Genomic DNA, 19,590 nt, shown 5'->3' on the forward strand with positions numbered 1-19,590 from the left:
AATTTATGTTAGCGTCAAAAATGCGCTGGGAAATCCAGCAGCCGGATCAGGAAAAGGTCAAATCACTCACAGAACAATTGGACATAACACCTCTTGTGGCATCGCTGCTTGTAAAAAGAGGTTTTGATACTGCCGAAAGCGCAAGGCATTTTTTACATACAAAGGATGCAGACTTTTATGACCCGTATGAATTAAAAGGAATGCGGGAAGCAGTTGATCGGATAAAGCTGGCGGTTTCTCAAGGGGAACCGATTATGATTTACGGAGATTACGATGCAGACGGCGTTACAAGCACATCAGTGATGCTGACGGCACTCAGACAGCTGTCAGCAAACGTTGACTTTTATATTCCCGACCGTTTCACAGAAGGCTACGGCCCGAATGAACAAGCTTTCCGCTCCATAAAAGAGCGGGGTTTTTCGCTTATCATTACAGTGGATACGGGCATCGCCGCCGTTCATGAAGCTGAAGTCGCAAAAGAGCTGGGTCTAGACGTCATTATTACCGACCACCATGAGCCGGGACCCGAGCTTCCCGACGTATTTGCGATCATCCACCCGAAGCAGCCGGGCTGCAGCTATCCGTTTAAAGAATTGGCCGGCGTCGGTGTGGCGTTTAAGCTTGCCCACGCGCTTACGGGTTCTTTGCCGGAAGCTATGCTGGACTTAGCGGCCATCGGTACGATTGCGGATCTGGTGCCGCTGCATGATGAAAACAGATTAATTGCGTCACTTGGGATCGAAAAGCTTCGGACGACAAAACGGCCGGGTCTCAAAGCTCTGATTAAGCTTTCCGGCGGAGATATCGGACAAGCTGATGAGGAAACGATCGGGTTTCAGGTTGCACCGAGGCTGAATGCCGTCGGAAGAATAGAACAGGCTGATCCCGCCGTGCACCTGCTGATGACCGAAGACCGGTTTGAAGCGGAGGAATTGGCTTCGGATATTGACAGGCTGAATAAGGAACGCCAGAAAATGGTGAAAACTATGACCGAAGAGGCTGTTGAAATGGTTCAGCAGCAAGACGGAAACCCGTCTGCCATTGTAGTGGCAAAAGCCGGCTGGAACCCGGGGGTTGTCGGTATTGTCGCATCGAAGCTCGCTGAACGTTTTTATCGCCCCGCTGTCGTGCTGGGGATAGATGAGGAGCAGGGAATCGCTAAAGGATCGGCGCGAAGCATCAGGGGTTTCAACCTTTTTACGAGCCTTTCACAGTGCAGAGACATTCTCCCTCATTTCGGCGGGCATCCGATGGCCGCAGGAATGACTTTAAAGGCTGAAGATGTGCCGGATTTAAGAGACAGGCTGAATCAATTGGCTGAAGAAACCCTTAAGGAAGAGGATTTTATCCCGATTCAGGAGATTGATCTTGTCTGCGGCGTCGAAGACATAACCGTTGAAAGCATTACAGAATTGAATATGCTCTCGCCGTTCGGCATGCTTAACCCTAAACCGCATGTCATGGTGGAAAACGCCGTGCTTGATGAAGTGCGCCTGATCGGAGCGAATAAAAATCACGTGAAAATGACGGTGAAAAATGATGCCGCCGTTCTCGACTGCGTCGGCTTTAACAAAGGAGAGCTGGAAGCCGGAATTGTTCCCGGATCAGCGATTTCCATTGTCGGCGAAATGTCTATTAATGAATGGAACAACAGAAAGAAACCCCAGCTGATGATTAAAGACGCTGCGGTGCTGGAATGGCAGCTTTTTGATATCAGAGGCAAGCGGACGTGGGAAGATACGGTTGCTGCGCTGCCGAAGGAAAAACGGGTGCTCATCAGTTTTAACGAAAAAACTGTCCGAAAACTTCGTGGCGAAGAGCTGCCGGACGAGCTGGTTCAGATCATGTCGGAATCCGAGGCGGAGGCTCTTCCGCTTGACGGAAAGTATGCCGTCTTTCTGGATGTGCCGCCGTCAGAGGAGCGGCTCAAGCGTTTGCTTGACGGGAAGAAGCCGGAACGGATTTATTTTGTTTTTATCAATCATGAAGAACATTTTCTGTCCTCATTTCCATCGCGGAGTGATTTCAAGTGGTTTTACGCATTTCTCTTGAAAAGGGGCAATTTTGACTTAAGTAAGCATGGTTCGGAGCTTGCGAGACACAAAGGATGGTCAATTGACACAATCAATTTCATGACAAAGGTGTTTTTTGATCTCGGTTTTGTTAAAATAGAAGATGGTGTGCTGTCTGTCGTGAGCGGCGCGAAAAAACGCGACCTCGCAGATTCGCAAACCTACCAGGTAAAACAGCAGCTGATGGAATTAGACCAGAAGCTCAATTATTCCGCGGCCCATGAGCTGAAGGAATGGCTGAATAAGCTGATGAACCAAGGTTCAGAGGCTTATGAAAGTACGAGGAGGACATAGAACAGATGGATCTTAAAAAATACGTAACAATTGTGCCCGATTACCCGAAAGAAGGCGTACAATTTAAAGATATTACGACATTGATGGACAAAGGCGACGTCTACCGTTACGCCACTGACCAAATTGTTGAATATGCAAAAGAAAAAGAAATTGACTTAGTTGTCGGGCCTGAAGCGCGCGGCTTTATTATCGGCTGTCCGGTTGCATACGCTCTCGGAGTCGGTTTTGCGCCGGTTCGGAAAGAAGGAAAACTTCCGCGTGAAGTCATTAAAGTCGATTACGGTTTGGAGTACGGAAAAGACGTACTGACGATTCATAAAGATGCGATCCTGCCGGGACAGCGCGTGCTGATTACTGATGACTTGCTTGCAACAGGCGGCACGATCGAAGCAACAATTAAGCTTGTCGAAGAACTGGGCGGCGTCGTAGCCGGTATTGCATTTTTAATCGAGCTTTCTTACCTTGACGGCAGAGACAAGCTTGACGATTACGATATTTTAACATTAATGAAATATTAACCGCATATGGAAAAAAGCACTCGTGTCAGGGTGCTTTTTTCCTATTATTTCATCATCCTGACAGATTCTTTAGGTGTTTTGAACTTCTGCCCTTTACATCTCTCGTTTTTTTCTTGATAATAAACTAATACAGTTTACATTTAAAAAAGGTGATTCCATGGCGAACGAACAAGTATTGACTGCCGAGCAAGTAATAGATAAAGCGCGCACGTATCTGTCGGGGGAGCAGATTGCGTTTGTTGAGAAAGCTTACCTGTATGCGCAAGACGCGCATCGCGAACAGTACCGCAAATCAGGTGAGCCGTACATCATTCATCCGATTCAGGTGGCGGGAATCCTCGTCGATCTGGAAATGGACCCTTCCACGATTGCAGGCGGCTTTCTGCATGATGTGGTAGAAGACACGGATGTCACCCTCGATGACCTGAAGGAAGCATTTTCTGAAGAAGTGGCGATGCTTGTCGACGGTGTAACGAAGCTCGGTAAAATTAAGTATAAATCTCAAGAAGAGCAGCAGGCGGAAAACCACCGAAAAATGTTTGTCGCTATGGCTCAGGATATCAGAGTCATATTGATCAAGCTGGCGGATCGCCTTCATAATATGCGGACGTTAAAGCATCTTCCGCAGGAAAAACAGCGGAGAATTTCAAATGAGACGCTGGAAATTTTCGCTCCGCTGGCACATCGGCTCGGGATTTCGAAAATTAAATGGGAGCTTGAAGACACCGCTCTCCGTTATTTGAATCCTCAGCAATACTACAGAATCGTCAACCTCATGAAGAAAAAGCGCGCGGAACGCGAACTTTATGTCGATGAGGTTGTCAATGAAGTGAAAAAACGCGTCGAAGAAGTGAATATCAAAGCGGACTTTTCAGGCCGTCCGAAGCACATCTACAGCATTTACCGCAAGATGGCGCTGCAAAATAAACAGTTTAATGAAATATATGATCTGCTCGCCGTCCGTATTCTTGTCGGAAGCATTAAAGACTGCTACGCCGTACTCGGCATTATTCATACGTGCTGGAAGCCGATGCCGGGCAGATTCAAGGATTATATTGCGATGCCTAAGCCGAATATGTATCAGTCCCTGCATACAACCGTAATCGGGCCTAAAGGCGATCCGCTGGAAGTGCAGATCAGAACATTTGAGATGCATGAGATCGCTGAATACGGGGTGGCCGCGCACTGGGCATATAAAGAAGGCAAGGCTGCAAACGAAGAAGCGACATTTGAGAAAAAACTGTCCTGGTTCCGCGAAATTCTGGAATTCCAAAACGAGTCTACCGACGCGGAAGAATTTATGGAATCGCTGAAAATCGATCTGTTTTCTGACATGGTATACGTATTTACGCCAAAAGGCGATGTCATTGAACTGCCGTCAGGCTCTGTGCCGATTGATTTTTCCTACAGGATTCACTCGGAAATCGGCAATAAAACAATCGGAGCGAAAGTGAACGGGAAAATGGTGACACTTGACCATAAGCTCCGGACGGGCGACATCGTTGAAATCCTGACGTCCAAGCATTCGTACGGACCGAGCCAAGACTGGGTCAAACTCGCTCAGACGTCGCAGGCCAAACACAAAATCCGCCAGTTCTTTAAGAAACAGCGCCGTGAAGAAAACGTCGAAAAAGGCCGTGAACTTGTCGAGAAAGAAATTAAAAATCTTGATTTTGAAGTGAAGGATGTTTTAACGCTCGAAAATCTTCAAAAGGTTGCCGACAAGTTTAATTTCTCAAATGAAGAGGATATGTACGCGGCTGTCGGGTATAACGGCATTACCGCTTTGCAGGTGGCCAACAGGCTCACTGAAAAAGAACGGAAGCAGCGTGACCAGGAAGAGCAGGAAAAAATCGTTCAGGAAGTCGCTTCCGAGCCGAAACAGTACCCGCAAGGAAGAAAACGGGAAGCGGGTGTGCGCGTGAAAGGCATCGACAACCTTCTCGTCCGTTTGTCGAAATGCTGCAATCCCGTGCCCGGAGACCATATTGTCGGTTTTATTACAAAAGGCCGCGGTGTATCCGTTCACCGTGATGACTGTCCGAATGTAAAAACGAATGAAGCGCAGGAACGTCTGATCCCTGTTGAATGGGAACATGAATCACAGGTTCAAAGACGCAAAGAATATAACGTTGAGATTGAGATTTTGGGGTATGACCGTCTCGGGCTGTTAAATGAAGTGCTCCAGGCCGTAAATGAAACGAAAACCAACATCTCGTCTGTATCCGGCAAATCCGACCGGAATAAAGTTGCTACGATTCATATGGCGATTTTTATTCAGAACATCAATCATCTGCATAAAGTGGTCGAGCGGATTAAGCAGATCAGAGACATCTATTCAGTCCGACGGGTTATGAACTAAAAGGAGCTTGCTATGAAATTAGTTGTTCAGCGTGTAACAGAAGCGAGTGTGACGGTTGACGGCGCTGTCGCCGGCCGGATCGGACCCGGTATTATGGCGCTTGTCGGTGTCACTCATGAAGATACAGAGGAAGATGCCGCTTACTTGGCGGATAAAATCGTGAATCTCCGGATTTTTGAGGACGAAAGCGGTAAGATGAATTTATCGCTTTTAGATACGGGCGGAGAGATTTTATCAGTTTCCCAGTTTACGCTTTACGGCGAAACGAAGAAAGGGAGACGTCCGAATTTTATGAATGCGGCCAAACCGGATCAGGCTCTGCTCCTTTATGAAAAGTGGAACGAACTTCTTCGGGAAAAGGGAGTCAAAGTTGAAACGGGAATATTCGGGGCCATGATGGATGTTCAGCTGACGAATTCCGGGCCCGTTACATTGATTATGGATTCTAAACAATAAAAAAGCTGCCGTTCGGCAGCTTTTTTTATGATTGAAAATAATGTTCCAATCCGCTTTCAATTCCGTCTGTCACTTTTTCCTGGTAAGAGCCGCTATGTATGATTGTTTCTTCTTGCGGTTGACTGAGATAGCCGAGCTCATACAGCATGGCAGGCCGTTTGTTTTCCCTCAGGACGTAATAATCTCCAAACAGAACGCCGCGATCAGGAATAGGTGAACGCTTCGCTACTTCAGAATGGACGTCTGAGGCAAGCTGGCGGTCCTTAGACGGACTGTAATAATAAGCCGTGCTTCCTCTCGTTGACGTATCGGCATAGCTGTCATAGTGGATGCTGATAAAGGCATCCGCATTCCGGTAATGGGATGTTGAAACCCTGGCCTGCAGGCTGATAAATGTATCATCCTGCCTTGTGATATACACATTTGCCCCGGCCGCTCTCAATTTTCCGGCTAACAGCTTAGCTGTTTTTATCGTTACGTTTTTTTCAAACTTTCCGGAGTACCCGATCGTTCCGCTGTCTTTTCCTCCGTGTCCGGGATCAACGACGATCGTTTTGTTTTTGAGCGATCCGCTGCCGCCTGACGTGTTGGGAGAAGGTGCTTCTCCTGTTTCTTCACCGCTTTTTGACGTTTGTACGACCCAGTTTGCCACATATGCCGTTTGGCCGTTTTCCAGCCGGACTTCGTACCACTTGCCGCTTGAACCGACAATCGGATAGGCTGCGCCTTTATCCGCTCTTTTTACGATAGAAGCGGAAGTCGAGGCTGAGCTTCTTAGGTTGGTGCCGCCGTAAACGATATACGCTTTTTTCGAGGAGCCTGAGCCCTCAGAGCCGTCTCCCGATTCGGACGGGGTGTCCGATGAGTCGGAATCCTTTATGATGTAGTGGCTTGCTGCCCAGCCTTTTTGCCCGTTTGCTTCAATTTTCAGCCAGCCGTGGTCTTCGCTTAAGATGGAAACCTTTGCTCCGCGTGATAATTTAGTGATAATCGCTGAATCATGTGACGCTGCACTTCTGACATTCAATGAAGAAACGCCTACCGTCCCGTTCTTTGAACCGTTTTGGGACGAAGTTTCTTTCGAATCCGATCCGCCGCTGTCCGCGGTGACGTATTCGGAAGAAACCCACCCGCTTGTGCCTTGATAAGAAATATTCACCCAGCCGCTGTTCTTGTCCAGCACAGAAGCATGTGCGCCTTGCGGAAGTTTGCCGATGACTTCATATGATGTCCCCGGGCCTTTTCTGATGCGGAGATCAGGGTCGTTGGAAGTGACCGTTCCGCTTGTTGCGGATGAATGGTCTGCTCCTCCGGCTGTTTTTGATATCAGCCAGGAAACGACCCATCCGGTCTTACCGGGACTCAGCTGAAGCTGTACCCAGTCTCCCTCTTCTTTTGTGATCGGGTATCTTTCCCCTTTTTTCACTTCAGCCTTTATTCCATAGCTCAGGCCGGGACCGCCTCTGACATTGATCTTGTCTGTCGCGATAACCGCTTCTCCCTCAGCGGCGATAGCGGTATGAAATGACGGAAGAAGTGCCGTGATGATGACGCCGCATAAAATAAGAGCAAGAGTTTTCTTATTCATGGCTGTCCTCCTTTCTGAACTAACTAAAATACATTCTTGTATAATATCGTATTTTCCTTGTTGAATGTTAAATAAAAATAAAATGGTTTGTTTATACTAGTCGTAAATACAGCGAAAAGGTGTGCAAATCATGAAATATCAACCAAAAATGGGACGCGCGCTGCACGATGCGGAAGGAAATCTGCACTTCAGTGATCAGAGCGATAAAGAGAAGGCGGGTTTTCTTGAAGAGACGGCGACGGAGTTCGGTCTTTTATCGAAAGATGCAGTCGCAAGGAAAAACAGACGGAATAAAACTTGACAGGGGAGTGCAATCCCATTATTATAATAGAAATTGATGTACATAAGTCAAAATAACGATTTTGAACCGATAATGGAGAAGAGTAGGTCAGAATGCATGGAGAAGAGAGGAACCGTCCCGGGCTGAAAGCGGATCCGCACTGCATCTTTCTCGAAACAACACTCCGGAGGTTCCCTGCTGAACGCTTTAGCGAGTCATTAGGCAGCGGACGTGAACCTGCGTTAACGGTCAGAGCGGGGATGCTTCAGCATTCCAACTAGGGTGGCACCACGGGTATAACTCTCGTCCCTACTATACATGTATAGTAGGAGCGGGAGTTTTTTTATTTGAAGAAAGACATTAAGGAGGCCTGTTACATGGCATATCACATTCCAAGAGGCACACAGGATATACTGCCGGGTGAATCAGACAGATGGCAGTTCGTCGAACAAATTATGAGAGAGACGTGCCGCACTTATCAATATAAAGAAATCCGCACGCCGATTTTCGAGCATACGGAATTGTTCGCAAGAGGCGTCGGTGAATCTACAGATATCGTGCAGAAAGAAATGTACACGTTTGAAGACCGTAAAGGGAGAAGCCTGACGCTTCGGCCGGAAGGAACAGCCGCCGCAGTCCGCGCGTTCAATGAAAATAAATTATTTGCGAACCCGGTGCAGCCGACGAAGCTGTATTATGTCGGACCGATGTTCCGTTATGAACGTCCGCAGACGGGGCGCTTCCGCCAATTCTATCAATTCGGAATTGAAGCGATCGGCTCCAAAGATCCGGCTGTGGATGCAGAAGTCATTGCGCTTGCGATGAGCATTTACCGTAAAGCCGGTTTGAAAAATGTCAAGCTTGTGCTGAACAGCCTCGGTGACCAGGAGAGCCGCAAAGCCTACCGTGAAGCACTCGTCAAACATTTTGAACCGCGCATCGGAGAATTTTGCTCAGACTGCCAGTCACGCCTGCACACAAACCCGCTCCGAATTCTTGATTGCAAGAAAGACAGAGAACATGAACTGATGAAATCGGCACCATCCATTCTTGATTACTTAAATGAAGAATCAGCCGCTTATTTTGAGAAAGTCAAACAATACTTAAACGATCTCGGCATCCCGTTTGAAATTGATCCGAACCTTGTCAGAGGGCTTGATTACTACAATCATACCGCTTTTGAAATCATGAGCAACGCGGAAGGTTTCGGAGCGATTACAACACTTGCCGGAGGGGGCCGCTATGACGGGCTTGTTGAACAGATCGGCGGACCTGAAGCGCCGGGTATCGGATTTGCGATGAGCATCGAACGCCTGCTGGCAGCCATTGACGCTGAGAAAGCAGAGCTTCCCGTCAATCAGGGGATTGACTGCTATATCGTGACGCTCGGAGAAAAAGCGAAGGATTATTCCGTTTCCCTCGTGTACAAACTGAGAGAAGCGGGCATCTCAAGTGAAATCGATTATGAAAACAAAAAAATGAAGGGCCAATTCAAAACAGCTGACCGTCTCGGCGCACGCTTTATCGCGATTTTAGGGGAAGATGAACTTGCCCAAAATAAAATCAATGTAAAAGATGCGGAAACAGGCGAGCAGCGTGAAGTGGTGTTAGACGAGCTGATACAAGTGTTAAAGGCAGATCAAAAGCAGTGAAGGAGAGGAACGCTATGTTTGGAAGAACATATTATTGTGGCGAGATAACTGAAAAAGCGATTGGCGAAACCGTCAAACTGAAAGGGTGGGTGCAGAAACGGCGCGATCTCGGCGGCTTGATTTTCATTGATTTGCGCGACCGTTCGGGTATTGTGCAAGTCGTGTTCAATCCTGACGTCTCGAAAGAAGCCCTTGCCGCAGCAGAAGCAATCAGAAACGAATATGTGCTTGATATCGAAGGCACGGTTTCTGCCCGTGAAGAAGGCACGGTGAACCCTAACCTGAAAACCGGTAAAATTGAAATTAAAGCCGAAGCAGTGACGGTGCTCAGCACGGCGAAAACGCCGCCGTTTCCGATCAGTGACCAGGCGGCTGACGTTTCTGAAGACGTCCGGTTAAAACACCGCTATTTGGATTTGCGCCGCCCGGCGATGTTTCAAACATTGCAAATGCGCCATCAAGTCACAAAATCCATCCGCCATTTCTTGGATGAAAACGGATTTCTTGATATTGAAACCCCAATTTTAACGAAAAGCTCTCCGGAAGGCGCCCGTGACTACTTGGTGCCGAGCCGGGTGCATGAAGGGGAATTTTACGCTCTTCCGCAATCGCCGCAGATTTTTAAACAGCTTCTGATGGTATCTGGCTTTGAAAGGTATTATCAAGTGGCCCGCTGTTTCCGCGATGAAGACCTGCGTGCCGACCGCCAGCCGGAATTTACGCAGATTGATATCGAAATGTCCTTTATGAGTCAAGAAGACATCATGGCTCTGGCGGAAAAGATGATGGCGAAGGTCGTGCTCGAAACAAAAGGCGTCGAAGTATCGCTGCCGCTTCCGCGAATGACATATGAAGAAGCGATGAACAGCTACGGTTCCGACAAACCTGACACCCGCTTCGGCATGCTGCTGACGGACGTATCAGACATTGTGAAAGATACTGAATTTAAGGTGTTCTCATCAGCTGTAGCCAACGGCGGTGTTGTAAAAGCGATCAATGTTAAAGGCGCTGCCGGCGACTACTCCAGAAAAGATATTGATGCGCTCGGCGTTTTCGCCGGAAATTACGGCGCGAAAGGTCTCGCTTGGGTCAAAGTTGAAGCTGACGGCGTAAAAGGCCCGATTGCGAAATTCTTTGATGATGAGAAGCAGGCAGAACTGGCTGAAGCGCTGGATGCTTCTGAAGGCGATCTGCTCCTGTTCGGCGCTGATAAGTTTGAGGTTGTGGCTCAATCCCTCGGTGCGCTGCGCTTAAAGCTCGGTAAAGAACGCGGCCTGATTGACGAAAGCCTCTTCAACTTCCTGTGGGTTGTGGACTGGCCGTTATTGGAGCATGACGAGGAAGAAGGCCGTTTCTATGCGGCTCACCATCCGTTTACTATGCCTGTCCGTGAAGACCTTGATCTGATTGAAACAGCGCCTGAAGATATGAAAGCGCAGGCTTACGACCTTGTCTTAAACGGTTATGAACTCGGCGGAGGCTCCATCCGGATTTTTGAAAAAGACGTTCAGGAAAAAATGTTCGGGCTTCTCGGCTTTACACAAGAAGAAGCGGAGGAGGAGTTCGGATACCTTCTTGAAGCCTTTGAATACGGCGCTCCTCCGCACGGCGGAATCGCGCTCGGTCTGGACCGTATCGTTATGCTTCTTGCAGGCCGCACAAACTTAAGAGATACGATCGCTTTCCCGAAAACGGCAAGCGCAAGCTGCCTTCTTACGGAAGCGCCCGGCGAAGTGAGCGACGCCCAGCTTGAAGAACTTCACCTTTCTGTCAAAAGAAAAGTGAAACAGTAAAGATCAGCAGTTTGTTTCTTGAAAATCAAAATCTGCTGTGATATGATTTTGACAAGTTAAATAAAGTCCTGATGTGTTAGTTGTACACCTAGTTTTGACCGAACATTTTTTTGCTTTGGGAGCCCGTATTTTTAAATGGCGTACATGCCTCTTTTCATTCGGTAAAGAGGACTTACAAGATTTGAAAAAGGGCACCCACCTGCTGAGAGCGGGTTCAAAACGAAGGAAAGCTGCAACGGCACAATTGGGACTTTATTTTTTGTGCGCTGAAACCAGCGGCTTTTTGACAAGCCGAGTTTATAAAACCAGAATGTGGAGTGAGGTTCTTGTTACATCAGTTTTCCAGAAATGAGCTAGCGATTGGAAAAGAAGGGCTGGACACGTTAAAAAACAGCACGGTGGCCGTTCTCGGCGTCGGCGGAGTCGGTTCATTCGCAGCCGAAGCACTGGCGAGGTCCGGAGTGGGACGGATCGTCCTTGTCGATAAAGATGATGTTGACATTACAAACGTAAACCGCCAGCTGCATGCGCTCTTGTCGACGGTGGGACAGCCGAAAACGGACTTGATGAAAGCGCGGATCGCGGATATTAATCCGGATTGCGATGTCGTCGCCTTAAAAATGTTTTATACAGAAGAGACATATGAGCAGTTCTTTGAGTATCCGCTCGATTACGTCATTGACGCATCGGATACGATTCATTATAAAATTCATCTGATGAAAGAATGTCTGAAACGGGATGTTCCGCTGATTTCGAGCATGGGAGCGGCGAATAAAACAGACCCGACACGCTTTCAGATTGCTGATATTTCAAAAACCCATACTGATCCGATTGCCAAAGTCGTCCGCACAAGGCTTCGTAAAGAGGGCATTAAAAAAGGCGTACAGGTCATTTTTTCTGATGAAAGCCCGATCGTCATCCGTGAAGACGTCAGAAAAGAAGTCGGGAATGATGAAGCGAAAATCCGCAAAGCGCAAATGCCGCCGTCTTCCAACGCCTGGGTTCCGTCAGTGGCCGGCCTGATTATGGGCGGACATGTCGTGATGGAGCTCTTAAAGGACATCAAGATTAAACGGGTTAAAGATAAATAAAAAGAAAAACAGCCTTCATTAAGAAAGGCTGTTTTTTTATTTGAATCCGCCGCCTGTGCGGACGGTCTGGCCAGTATCAAACAAAAAAGACAAGAACACATGGGGTGTCCTTGCCCGGTTATTTTTTCTTCATCAGTTTTTCATACACTTGCTTTATGGCGGCTTCAAATTTCCCCGTTTGTTTCGGTTTATAGTATTGCTTGTTTTTTAACGGATCGGGCAAATATTGCTGTTCGACCCATCCGTTCTCGAAATCGTGAGGATATTGATAGCCGATCCCGCGTCCGAGCTCTTGGGCCCCTTTATAGTGGGCGTCTTTTAAATGTTTCGGCACATCGCCGATTTTACCCGCTCTGATATCTTTAAGCGCCTCATCAACGGCTGAGATGGCGGAGTTTGATTTTGGCGAGAGGCATAATTCGATGACCGCATTGGCCAGCGGAATTCTCGCTTCCGGAAAGCCGATCCGTTCTGCGGTCTGAATCGCGCTCAGCACCCGGGGGCCTGCCTGCGGGCTTGCGAGGCCGATATCCTCATAGGCAATCACGAGAAGCCTTCTTGATATGCTTTCAAGGTCGCCGGCTTCGATCAGACGGGCCAAATAATGAAGGGCTGCGTTTGCGTCAGAGCCCCGGATTGATTTTTGGAACGCGGATAAGACGTCATAGTGCGCATCTCCGTCTTTATCATGGGTATAGCTTTTTTTCTGCAGACATTCCTCCGCTGTTTCCCGTGTAATCCGGATCGTGCCGTCGCTTGATTCCTTTGTGGAGAGCACGGCAAGCTCCAGCGCGTTCAAAGCGGAGCGGACGTCTCCTCCGCACCCTTGCGCGAAATGATCCATCGCATCGCCGTCCACCGAAACGCTGTAGGAACCGAGTCCGCGGTGTTCATCTGTAAGCGCTCTTTTCAATGCCTGCTTGATCAGATCGGGTGTTAACGGTTCGAGCTCGAATATCTGGGTCCGGCTTCTGATCGCCGGGTTAATGGCATGATAAGGATTGGCGGTCGTCGCGCCGATTAAAATAATCATGCCGTTTTCTAAATAGGGCAGCAAAAAATCCTGTTTCCCCTTATCAAGCCTGTGCACTTCATCAAGGATTAAAATGACCTGGCCTGACATTTTCGCTTCCTGTACGACAATCTCCATGTCTTTTTTATTATGAATGACGGCATTCAATTTCCTGAATGCGATGCTTGTCGATCCTGCGATCGCCGTGGCGATGGACGTTTTTCCGATGCCCGGCGGACCGTACAGGATCATGGAGGATAAGTGCTTTGCACGCACCATTCTGCCGATGATTTTATCTTCTTTGACCAGATGTTCCTGGCCGATAATGTCTTCGATATTGGCAGGCCGCATCCGATACGCCAGTGGTTTCATGAACATCTCTCCTTACATATACAGGGTAACGGAAAACGGACGATTAGAAAAGCGAATTGCGGCAGGCCCCGTGTTTCAATGAAAATTAGGATAAGTTATGTTATAATAACAGTTGGTCTATAAGATACTAAACAGATTATTCATATCCATTTACTTGTATAAATTAACAATTAGAATTGACTGGGGTGTTCATATTGAAAATATCGACAAAGGGAAGATACGGGCTCACCATTATGATCGAATTGGCGAAAAAGCACGGAGACGGTCCGACGTCGCTCAAAAGCATCGCCCAAACAAACAGCCTTTCTGAGCATTACTTGGAACAGCTTGTATCACCGCTCAGAAACGCCGGACTCGTAAAAAGCATCAGAGGCGCTTACGGGGGTTATGTGCTCGGCGGTCAGCCTGAAGAGATCACGGCCGGAGATATTATCAGAGTGCTGGAAGGACCGATCAGCCCGGTGGAAGTTCTTGAGGATGAAGAGCCTGCCAAGCGGGAGCTGTGGATCCGCATCCGCGACGCCGTAAAAGACGTGCTGGACAGCACGACGTTAGAAGACCTTGCGAGCTACACGGACGGCGAGCAGGAAGCCTATATGTTCTATATTTAAACCAGAGGTGTAAAAAACAATGGAACGGATTTATTTAGATCACGCCGCGACTTCCCCGATGGATGAGCGTGTGCTTGAAAAAATGAAGCCGCATTTCTTCGGCAGCTTCGGAAACCCGTCAAGCATCCATTCATTTGGAAGAGAGTCCCGGAAATGGGTCGACGAAGCGAGAGCGGACATCGCCCGTGAAATCAGTGCGAAAGAACAGGAAATCATTTTCACAAGCGGCGGCACGGAGGCTGATAATTTAGCGATTTTCGGAACGGCTGCCGCCCGGAAGAATGAAGGAAAGCATATCATTACGACCGCTGTTGAGCATCATGCCGTACTGCACGCTTGCGAAAAGCTGGAAGAAGACGGTTTTGAGGTGACATACCTCATCCCCGGCCCTTCAGGACGGATCAGTGCAAATCAGGTGAAAGAAGCGCTCCGTGATGATACAATCCTTGTTACCGTCATGTTTGGCAATAACGAAGTCGGAACCATTCAGCCGATTGACGAAATCGGAGAGCTGTTAAGCGGGCATCAGGCCTATTTTCACACAGATGCCGTTCAGGCATTCGGTTATATGCCGATTGACGTGAAAAAAAGCAGAATTGACATGCTGTCTGTTTCCGGTCACAAGCTTAACGGGCCAAAAGGGACAGGCTTTTTATATGTAAATCAAGAGGTGAAGCTGTCACCGATTCTTCTCGGGGGAGAGCAGGAACGAAAGCGCCGCGCGGGGACGGAAAATGTACCGGGCATCGCCGGCTTAAAAGAAGCGGTCGTTCTTTCAAACCGTGAGCGGGAAGAGAAAACAGCGAAGTTTAAGGAGTTTAAAAACATCATCATGAGCACGCTGGAAAAAGCCGGCGTGACAGCGGAGGTGAACGGAGATGCCGAGAACTGCCTGCCTCATATTTTAAATCTTTACTTTCCCGGTGTGCCGGTGGAAGCGCTGCTGGTCAATCTTGACATGGAAGGCGTTGCCGTCTCCAGCGGATCCGCGTGTACGGCGGGATCCGTTCTTCCGTCCCATGTGCTTACGGCCATGTTCGGAAGTAAAAGCGGCAGACTGACCTCGTCAATCCGACTCAGCTTCGGCCTCGGCAATACGGCGGAACAAATCGAAACAGCCGCCGAAAAGCTCGCCGACGTCGTTAAACGGCTTGCTTAAAACGGCGGACTTACGTTTTTAATGGAGTGAATGCAAATGGAAAAACGGCCGGAGAATACAAGAGTCGTAGTCGGCATGTCCGGCGGAGTGGACTCTTCTGTGGCGGCCCTTCTGCTGAAGGAGCAGGGCTACGATGTAATCGGAATCTTTATGAAAAACTGGGATGATACGGACGAAAACGGTTTTTGCACGGCGACGGAAGATTATGAAGACGTCATCCGGGTCTGCAACCAAATCGGAATTCCGTATTATGCCGTCAATTTTGAAAAGCAATATTGGGAAAAGGTATTTCAGTATTTCCTTGATGAATATAAAGCCGGAAGAACCCCTAATCCGGATGTCATGTGCAATAAAGAAATTAAGTTTAAGGCTTTCTTGGATCATGCTTTATCACTCGGCGCGGATTACCTTGCGACGGGCCATTACGCCCGCGTGGACAGAAGCGCAAATTCAGTGCGCATGCTCCGCGGTCTGGATGAAAACAAGGATCAGACTTATTTTCTGAATCAGCTCAATCAGGAACAGCTCAGCAAAGTCATGTTCCCGATCGGTGATCTGCAGAAAAGCCGCGTGCGGGAAATCGCCAAAGAAGCGGAACTTGCGACAGCTGCGAAAAAAGACAGCACGGGCATCTGCTTTATCGGCGAACGCAACTTCAAAACGTTTCTCAGCCAATATCTCCCTGCTCAGCCGGGCGATATGATGACAATGGACGGAGAAGTAAAAGGGCGTCATGACGGACTGATGTATTATACGATCGGACAGCGCCACGGTTTAGGAATCGGCGGAAGCGGCGAGCCATGGTTCGCTGTCGGTAAAGATCTCGAGAAAAACATTCTGTATGTCGATCAGGGATTCCACAATCCGCTTCTGTATTCCGATAAGATCACGGCGACAAATGTCAGCTGGACGCGTCCCGGTCTGATGGACGGCGGCGAAATGACATGCACGGCGAAATTCCGCTACCGTCAGGAAGATCACAAAGTAACGGTGAAAATGACGGGTGCCGATGAAGCGGAAATCATTTTTGACGGGCAGGTCCGCGCCGTAACGCCGGGACAAGCCGTTGTTTTTTATGACGGAGAAGAGTGCCTCGGCGGCGGAACGATAGATGACGTTTATAAAGACGGAACAAAATTGTGGTACGTATAACACATGTAAAAAACCTCAACTCGCATGTTGGGGTTTTTTAGCGAAAGGAAGTTAAAAATGGATTATAATAAAATCGGAATTGATGCCATGCAGGAGGGCGATTTTGAAAAAGCGGCAGAAGCTTTCACGAAAGCGATTGAGGAAAACGGCCAAGATCCGGTGCCGTACATCAACTTCGCAAATCTGCTTTCTTCAGTGAACGAACTTGAACGCGCGCTTGCATTTTACAACAGAGCGCTTGAATTGGACAATTCAGCGGCAGCCGCTTATTACGGAGCGGGAAACGTATACGTGATGAAGGAATCGTTTTCCGAAGCGAAGGATATGTTTGAAAAAGCGCTTCGCTCCGGAATGGAAAACGGAGACTTGTTTTATATGCTCGGCACCGTTCTCGTCAAATTAGAGCAGCCGAAGCTTGCGCTGCCGTATTTGCAGCGGGCCGTTGAATTAAACGAAAATGACACGGAAGCGCGCTTCCAGTTCGGAATGTGTCTCGCAAACGAAGAAATGCTGGATGAAGCATTGGCGCAGTTTGAGACGGTGATTGAACAGGACCCAAGCCATGCGGACGCATTTTATAATGCCGGAGTCGCTTACGCTTACAAAGAAAATCGTGAAAAGGCGCTTGAGATGCTTGAAGGCGCAATCGGCATACAGCCTGATCATATGCTCGCGCTTCATGCGAAACAGCTTATCACTCAGTCATAACAAAAGGAGGGAAGGCTCGTGGATCAGCTGAACATCGAGGAACAGCCGTATGTAAAAGGCGTCATTCATACGGTCATTTACCACAATGACACCAACCTGTATACAGTGCTGAAAGTCAAGGTTGCAGAAACGTCTGAGGCGATCGAAGACAAGGTCGTATCCGTAACGGGCTACTTCCCTCTGCTGCAAGAAGATGAGACTTACACATTTTACGGAAAAACCGCCACACACCCTAAGTTCGGCCTGCAATTTCAGGCTGAACACTTTAAAAAAGAAATTCCGACCACAAAAGAAGGGATCATTCACTATTTATCAAGTGATCTGTTTGAAGGAATCGGAAAAAAAACGGCGGAAGAAATTGTCAAAAAGCTTGGAGACGGCGCGCTCAATAAAATTCTGGCTGATGCATCGGTGCTTTATGATGTGCCGAAAATGTCAAAAAAGAAAGCGGACAAACTGGCGGGAGAGCTGCAGCGGCATCAGGGGCTTGAACAGATTATGATTTCTCTGAACCAATACGGTTTCGGACCTCAGCTTTCCATGAAAATTTATCAGGCTTACGAAACGGACACCTTGGAGAAAATTCAGGAAAATCCTTATCAGCTTGTAAAGGACGTGGAAGGCATCGGTTTTGTTAAAGCCGACGAGCTGGGCGGGAAAATGGGGCTGTCAGGAAACCACCCCGAGCGGGTCAAAGCGGCTATCTTATATACGATTGAATCAACGTGTCTTTCAGAAGGTCATACGTACATAGAGACAAAGCAGCTGATTATCAATACGCAAACGCTTCTGAATCAGTCAGCTGAAGGCGGCCGCGTCACGGAAATGGATGCGGCTGACGGCATCATCGCCCTCGGGGAGAGTAAGGACATCGTCATAGAAGGAGAACGCTGCTATTTTCCGTCCTTGTTTTACGCGGAACAAAACGTCGCAAAACGCGTGCTCGACATTGCGGCCCAGACGGAGTATGCCGATCAGTTTCCTGAATCGGAATTTCTTCTTGCGCTCGGTGAACTGGAAGAACGGATGAATGTCCAATACGCTCCGAGCCAAAAGGATGCAATTCAAAAAGCGCTGTCCTCGCCGATGCTTTTACTGACCGGGGGACCGGGCACGGGAAAAACGACCGTTATCAAAGGCATCGTGGAATTGTACAGTGAACTGCACGGAGTATCGCTTGACCCTGGTGATTATAAAAAAGATGAAGCCTTTCCGGTGCTGCTTGCCGCGCCGACCGGAAGAGCCGCAAAACGAATGAGCGAATCTACGGGTCTGCCGGCTGTTACGATTCACAGGCTGCTCGGCTGGAATGGCGCTGAAGGCTTTACCTACAATGAAGATCAGCCGATTGAAGGGAAACTGATTATTATAGACGAAGCGAGTATGCTCGATATTTGGCTCGCCAGCCATTTGTTTAAGGCGCTCCCTAAGCACATTCAGCTTATCGTCGTCGGTGATGAAGACCAGCTTCCTTCCGTAGGGCCCGGGCAGGTGCTGAGAGACCTTTTGGCTTCTGAGGTGCTGCCGACCGTGCGTCTGACAGATATTTACCGTCAGGCTGAAGGATCATCCATCGTTGAACTTGCCCATGATATGAAAAAGGGACTGCTTCCCAAGGGGCTGACCGCGCCGACAAAGGACCGCTCGTTTATCCGCTGTAATTCTTCACAAATTAAAGAAGTCGTGGATCAAGTCGTCTCGAATGCGCTAAAAAAGGGATATACGTCCAAAGACATTCAAGTGCTCGCGCCGATGTACAGGGGAAAAGCGGGAATTAACGAACTGAACGTGCTTCTTCAAGACATCATGAATCCGCCGAAAGAAAAAAGGCGGGAGCTGAAATTCGGAGATGTCGTCTACAGGACGGGCGATAAAATATTACAGCTTGTCAACCAGCCGGAAAACAATGTGTTTAACGGAGATATCGGCGAAATCGTGTCCATTTTTTATGCCAAAGAAAATACGGAAAAAGAAGACATGGTCGTCGTCTCGTTTGACGGCAACGAAATCACCTTTACGAAAAAGGATTTCAGCCAGTTTACCCACGCTTACTGCTGTTCCATTCATAAGTCGCAGGGCAGCGAATTTCCGATTGTCGTCCTGCCTGTCGTCAAAGGCTATTATCGAATGCTCAGGAGAAATCTCCTTTATACCGCCATTACAAGAGCCAAAAAATTTCTGATTCTTTGCGGAGAAGAAGAAGCGCTTGAATGGGGCGTCAAAAACAATGATGCCACCGTCAGACAGACGTCACTTAAAAACAGGCTCACAGAGCAGACTGAAGAGATGGATGCAGAACTGGCCGCCCTCCAAAAAGAGCTGCCGTTCAGTGTATACGATGCAAATATCGGAATGGAAGGCATCACGCCTTTTGACTTTATGGAAGAAAAAGCGTAAATAAAACCCGGCGTATGTTCATGCGCCGGGTTTTCGCCTGTGGAAGTCATTTCAAAGTATGGCGCCCGGCTTC

Annotated in this window: 15 protein-coding genes, 1 other RNA gene and 1 other annotated feature; of the genes, 14 read left to right on the plus strand and 2 right to left on the minus strand. The window is 48.3% G+C overall.

Annotation, left to right across the window (positions count from 1 at the left end; genetic code table 11):
- Nucleotides 1–5 precede the first annotated feature (5 nt).
- From recJ to dtd, 4 genes are all read left to right on the plus strand, one after another.
- Nucleotides 6–2,366: a single-stranded-DNA-specific exonuclease RecJ gene (gene recJ / locus ACQE26_RS10835; RefSeq protein ID WP_500469337.1), complete on the plus strand. Its 2,361-nt coding sequence runs from the start codon at nucleotides 6–8 to the stop codon at nucleotides 2,364–2,366.
- 5 nt (nucleotides 2,367–2,371) lie between these two features.
- Nucleotides 2,372–2,884, plus strand: coding sequence for an adenine phosphoribosyltransferase (locus ACQE26_RS10840; protein WP_003152714.1), 513 nt, complete (start codon nucleotides 2,372–2,374; stop codon nucleotides 2,882–2,884).
- A 157-nt stretch (nucleotides 2,885–3,041) separates the two neighbouring features.
- On the plus strand, nucleotides 3,042–5,246 hold the full coding sequence (relA, locus tag ACQE26_RS10845) for a GTP diphosphokinase (protein ID WP_500469340.1): 2,205 nt from the start codon (nucleotides 3,042–3,044) through the stop codon (nucleotides 5,244–5,246).
- 12 nt (nucleotides 5,247–5,258) lie between these two features.
- Nucleotides 5,259–5,702, plus strand: coding sequence for a D-aminoacyl-tRNA deacylase (gene dtd, locus ACQE26_RS10850; protein ID WP_016938814.1), 444 nt, complete (start codon nucleotides 5,259–5,261; stop codon nucleotides 5,700–5,702).
- Nucleotides 5,703–5,727: 25 nt separating this feature from the next.
- On the opposite strand, the gene ACQE26_RS10855 is transcribed toward dtd, so the two are convergent.
- The gene (locus ACQE26_RS10855; RefSeq protein ID WP_500469342.1) at nucleotides 5,728–7,290 is read right to left on the minus strand and encodes an N-acetylmuramoyl-L-alanine amidase family protein; all 1,563 of its coding nucleotides are present in this window, start codon (nucleotides 7,288–7,290) and stop codon (nucleotides 5,728–5,730) included.
- 130 nt (nucleotides 7,291–7,420) lie between these two features.
- On the opposite strand from ACQE26_RS10855, the gene ACQE26_RS10860 reads away from it, so the two are divergent.
- The 5 genes from ACQE26_RS10860 to ACQE26_RS10880 all read left to right on the plus strand — a co-directional run bounded on the left by ACQE26_RS10860 (nucleotide 7,421) and on the right by ACQE26_RS10880 (nucleotide 12,106).
- Nucleotides 7,421–7,591, plus strand: a complete 171-nt coding sequence (locus ACQE26_RS10860) for a YrzK family protein (protein ID WP_016938816.1) — start codon at nucleotides 7,421–7,423, stop codon at nucleotides 7,589–7,591.
- A gap of 60 nt (nucleotides 7,592–7,651) precedes the next feature.
- Nucleotides 7,652–7,884: a binding site (T-box leader), on the plus strand.
- Nucleotides 7,885–7,947: 63 nt separating this feature from the next.
- Entirely contained in the window at nucleotides 7,948–9,222 is a 1,275-nt protein-coding gene (gene hisS / locus ACQE26_RS10865; protein ID WP_016938818.1) for a histidine--tRNA ligase, read from the plus strand.
- A 14-nt stretch (nucleotides 9,223–9,236) separates the two neighbouring features.
- Nucleotides 9,237–11,015 carry an aspartate--tRNA ligase gene (gene aspS / locus ACQE26_RS10870; RefSeq protein ID WP_500469345.1) on the plus strand — a complete coding sequence of 593 codons (1,779 nt, stop codon included), beginning with the start codon at nucleotides 9,237–9,239 and terminating at the stop codon, nucleotides 11,013–11,015.
- Nucleotides 11,016–11,077: 62 nt separating this feature from the next.
- Nucleotides 11,078–11,270: non-coding RNA, 6S RNA (ssrS, locus tag ACQE26_RS10875), on the plus strand.
- A 71-nt stretch (nucleotides 11,271–11,341) separates the two neighbouring features.
- Complete coding sequence (locus ACQE26_RS10880; protein ID WP_016938820.1) at nucleotides 11,342–12,106, plus strand: tRNA threonylcarbamoyladenosine dehydratase; 765 nt, start codon at nucleotides 11,342–11,344, stop codon at nucleotides 12,104–12,106.
- Nucleotides 12,107–12,224: 118 nt separating this feature from the next.
- On the opposite strand, the gene ACQE26_RS10885 is transcribed toward ACQE26_RS10880, so the two are convergent.
- On the minus strand, nucleotides 12,225–13,490 hold the full coding sequence (locus ACQE26_RS10885; RefSeq protein WP_489202130.1) for a replication-associated recombination protein A: 1,266 nt from the start codon (nucleotides 13,488–13,490) through the stop codon (nucleotides 12,225–12,227).
- Nucleotides 13,491–13,684: 194 nt separating this feature from the next.
- On the opposite strand from ACQE26_RS10885, the gene cymR reads away from it, so the two are divergent.
- From cymR to recD2, 5 genes are all read left to right on the plus strand, one after another.
- The gene (gene cymR / locus ACQE26_RS10890; protein WP_003152730.1) at nucleotides 13,685–14,101 is read left to right on the plus strand and encodes a cysteine metabolism transcriptional regulator CymR; all 417 of its coding nucleotides are present in this window, start codon (nucleotides 13,685–13,687) and stop codon (nucleotides 14,099–14,101) included.
- A gap of 19 nt (nucleotides 14,102–14,120) precedes the next feature.
- Nucleotides 14,121–15,260, plus strand: coding sequence for a cysteine desulfurase family protein (locus ACQE26_RS10895; protein WP_500469348.1), 1,140 nt, complete (start codon nucleotides 14,121–14,123; stop codon nucleotides 15,258–15,260).
- Nucleotides 15,261–15,296: 36 nt separating this feature from the next.
- Complete coding sequence (gene mnmA, locus ACQE26_RS10900; RefSeq protein WP_500469350.1) at nucleotides 15,297–16,412, plus strand: tRNA 2-thiouridine(34) synthase MnmA; 1,116 nt, start codon at nucleotides 15,297–15,299, stop codon at nucleotides 16,410–16,412.
- Between the two features lie 87 nt (nucleotides 16,413–16,499).
- Nucleotides 16,500–17,120 carry a tetratricopeptide repeat protein gene (locus ACQE26_RS10905; protein ID WP_095532179.1) on the plus strand — a complete coding sequence of 207 codons (621 nt, stop codon included), beginning with the start codon at nucleotides 16,500–16,502 and terminating at the stop codon, nucleotides 17,118–17,120.
- 18 nt (nucleotides 17,121–17,138) lie between these two features.
- The gene (gene recD2 / locus ACQE26_RS10910; RefSeq protein WP_438420305.1) at nucleotides 17,139–19,517 is read left to right on the plus strand and encodes an SF1B family DNA helicase RecD2; all 2,379 of its coding nucleotides are present in this window, start codon (nucleotides 17,139–17,141) and stop codon (nucleotides 19,515–19,517) included.
- Nucleotides 19,518–19,590 lie beyond the last annotated feature (73 nt).

This window comes from Bacillus sp. 5RYD7K (assembly GCF_059831465.1).

What these genes read in the sequence shown, in the direction of transcription:
- recJ (WP_500469337.1), top strand. Translation starts at nt 6, where the DNA reads ATGTTAGCGTCAAAAATGCGCTGGGAAATCCAGCAGCCGGATCAGGAA.
- mnmA (WP_500469350.1), top strand. Translation starts at nt 15,297, where the DNA reads ATGGAAAAACGGCCGGAGAATACAAGAGTCGTAGTCGGCATGTCCGGC.
- aspS (WP_500469345.1), top strand. Translation starts at nt 9,237, where the DNA reads ATGTTTGGAAGAACATATTATTGTGGCGAGATAACTGAAAAAGCGATT.
- ACQE26_RS10885 (WP_489202130.1), bottom strand. Translation starts at nt 13,490, where the DNA reads ATGAAACCACTGGCGTATCGGATGCGGCCTGCCAATATCGAAGACATT.
- hisS (WP_016938818.1), top strand. Translation starts at nt 7,948, where the DNA reads ATGGCATATCACATTCCAAGAGGCACACAGGATATACTGCCGGGTGAA.
- ACQE26_RS10895 (WP_500469348.1), top strand. Translation starts at nt 14,121, where the DNA reads ATGGAACGGATTTATTTAGATCACGCCGCGACTTCCCCGATGGATGAG.
- ACQE26_RS10905 (WP_095532179.1), top strand. Translation starts at nt 16,500, where the DNA reads ATGCAGGAGGGCGATTTTGAAAAAGCGGCAGAAGCTTTCACGAAAGCG.
- relA (WP_500469340.1), top strand. Translation starts at nt 3,042, where the DNA reads ATGGCGAACGAACAAGTATTGACTGCCGAGCAAGTAATAGATAAAGCG.
- ACQE26_RS10855 (WP_500469342.1), bottom strand. Translation starts at nt 7,290, where the DNA reads ATGAATAAGAAAACTCTTGCTCTTATTTTATGCGGCGTCATCATCACG.
- dtd (WP_016938814.1), top strand. Translation starts at nt 5,259, where the DNA reads ATGAAATTAGTTGTTCAGCGTGTAACAGAAGCGAGTGTGACGGTTGAC.
- ACQE26_RS10840 (WP_003152714.1), top strand. Translation starts at nt 2,372, where the DNA reads ATGGATCTTAAAAAATACGTAACAATTGTGCCCGATTACCCGAAAGAA.
- ACQE26_RS10860 (WP_016938816.1), top strand. Translation starts at nt 7,421, where the DNA reads ATGAAATATCAACCAAAAATGGGACGCGCGCTGCACGATGCGGAAGGA.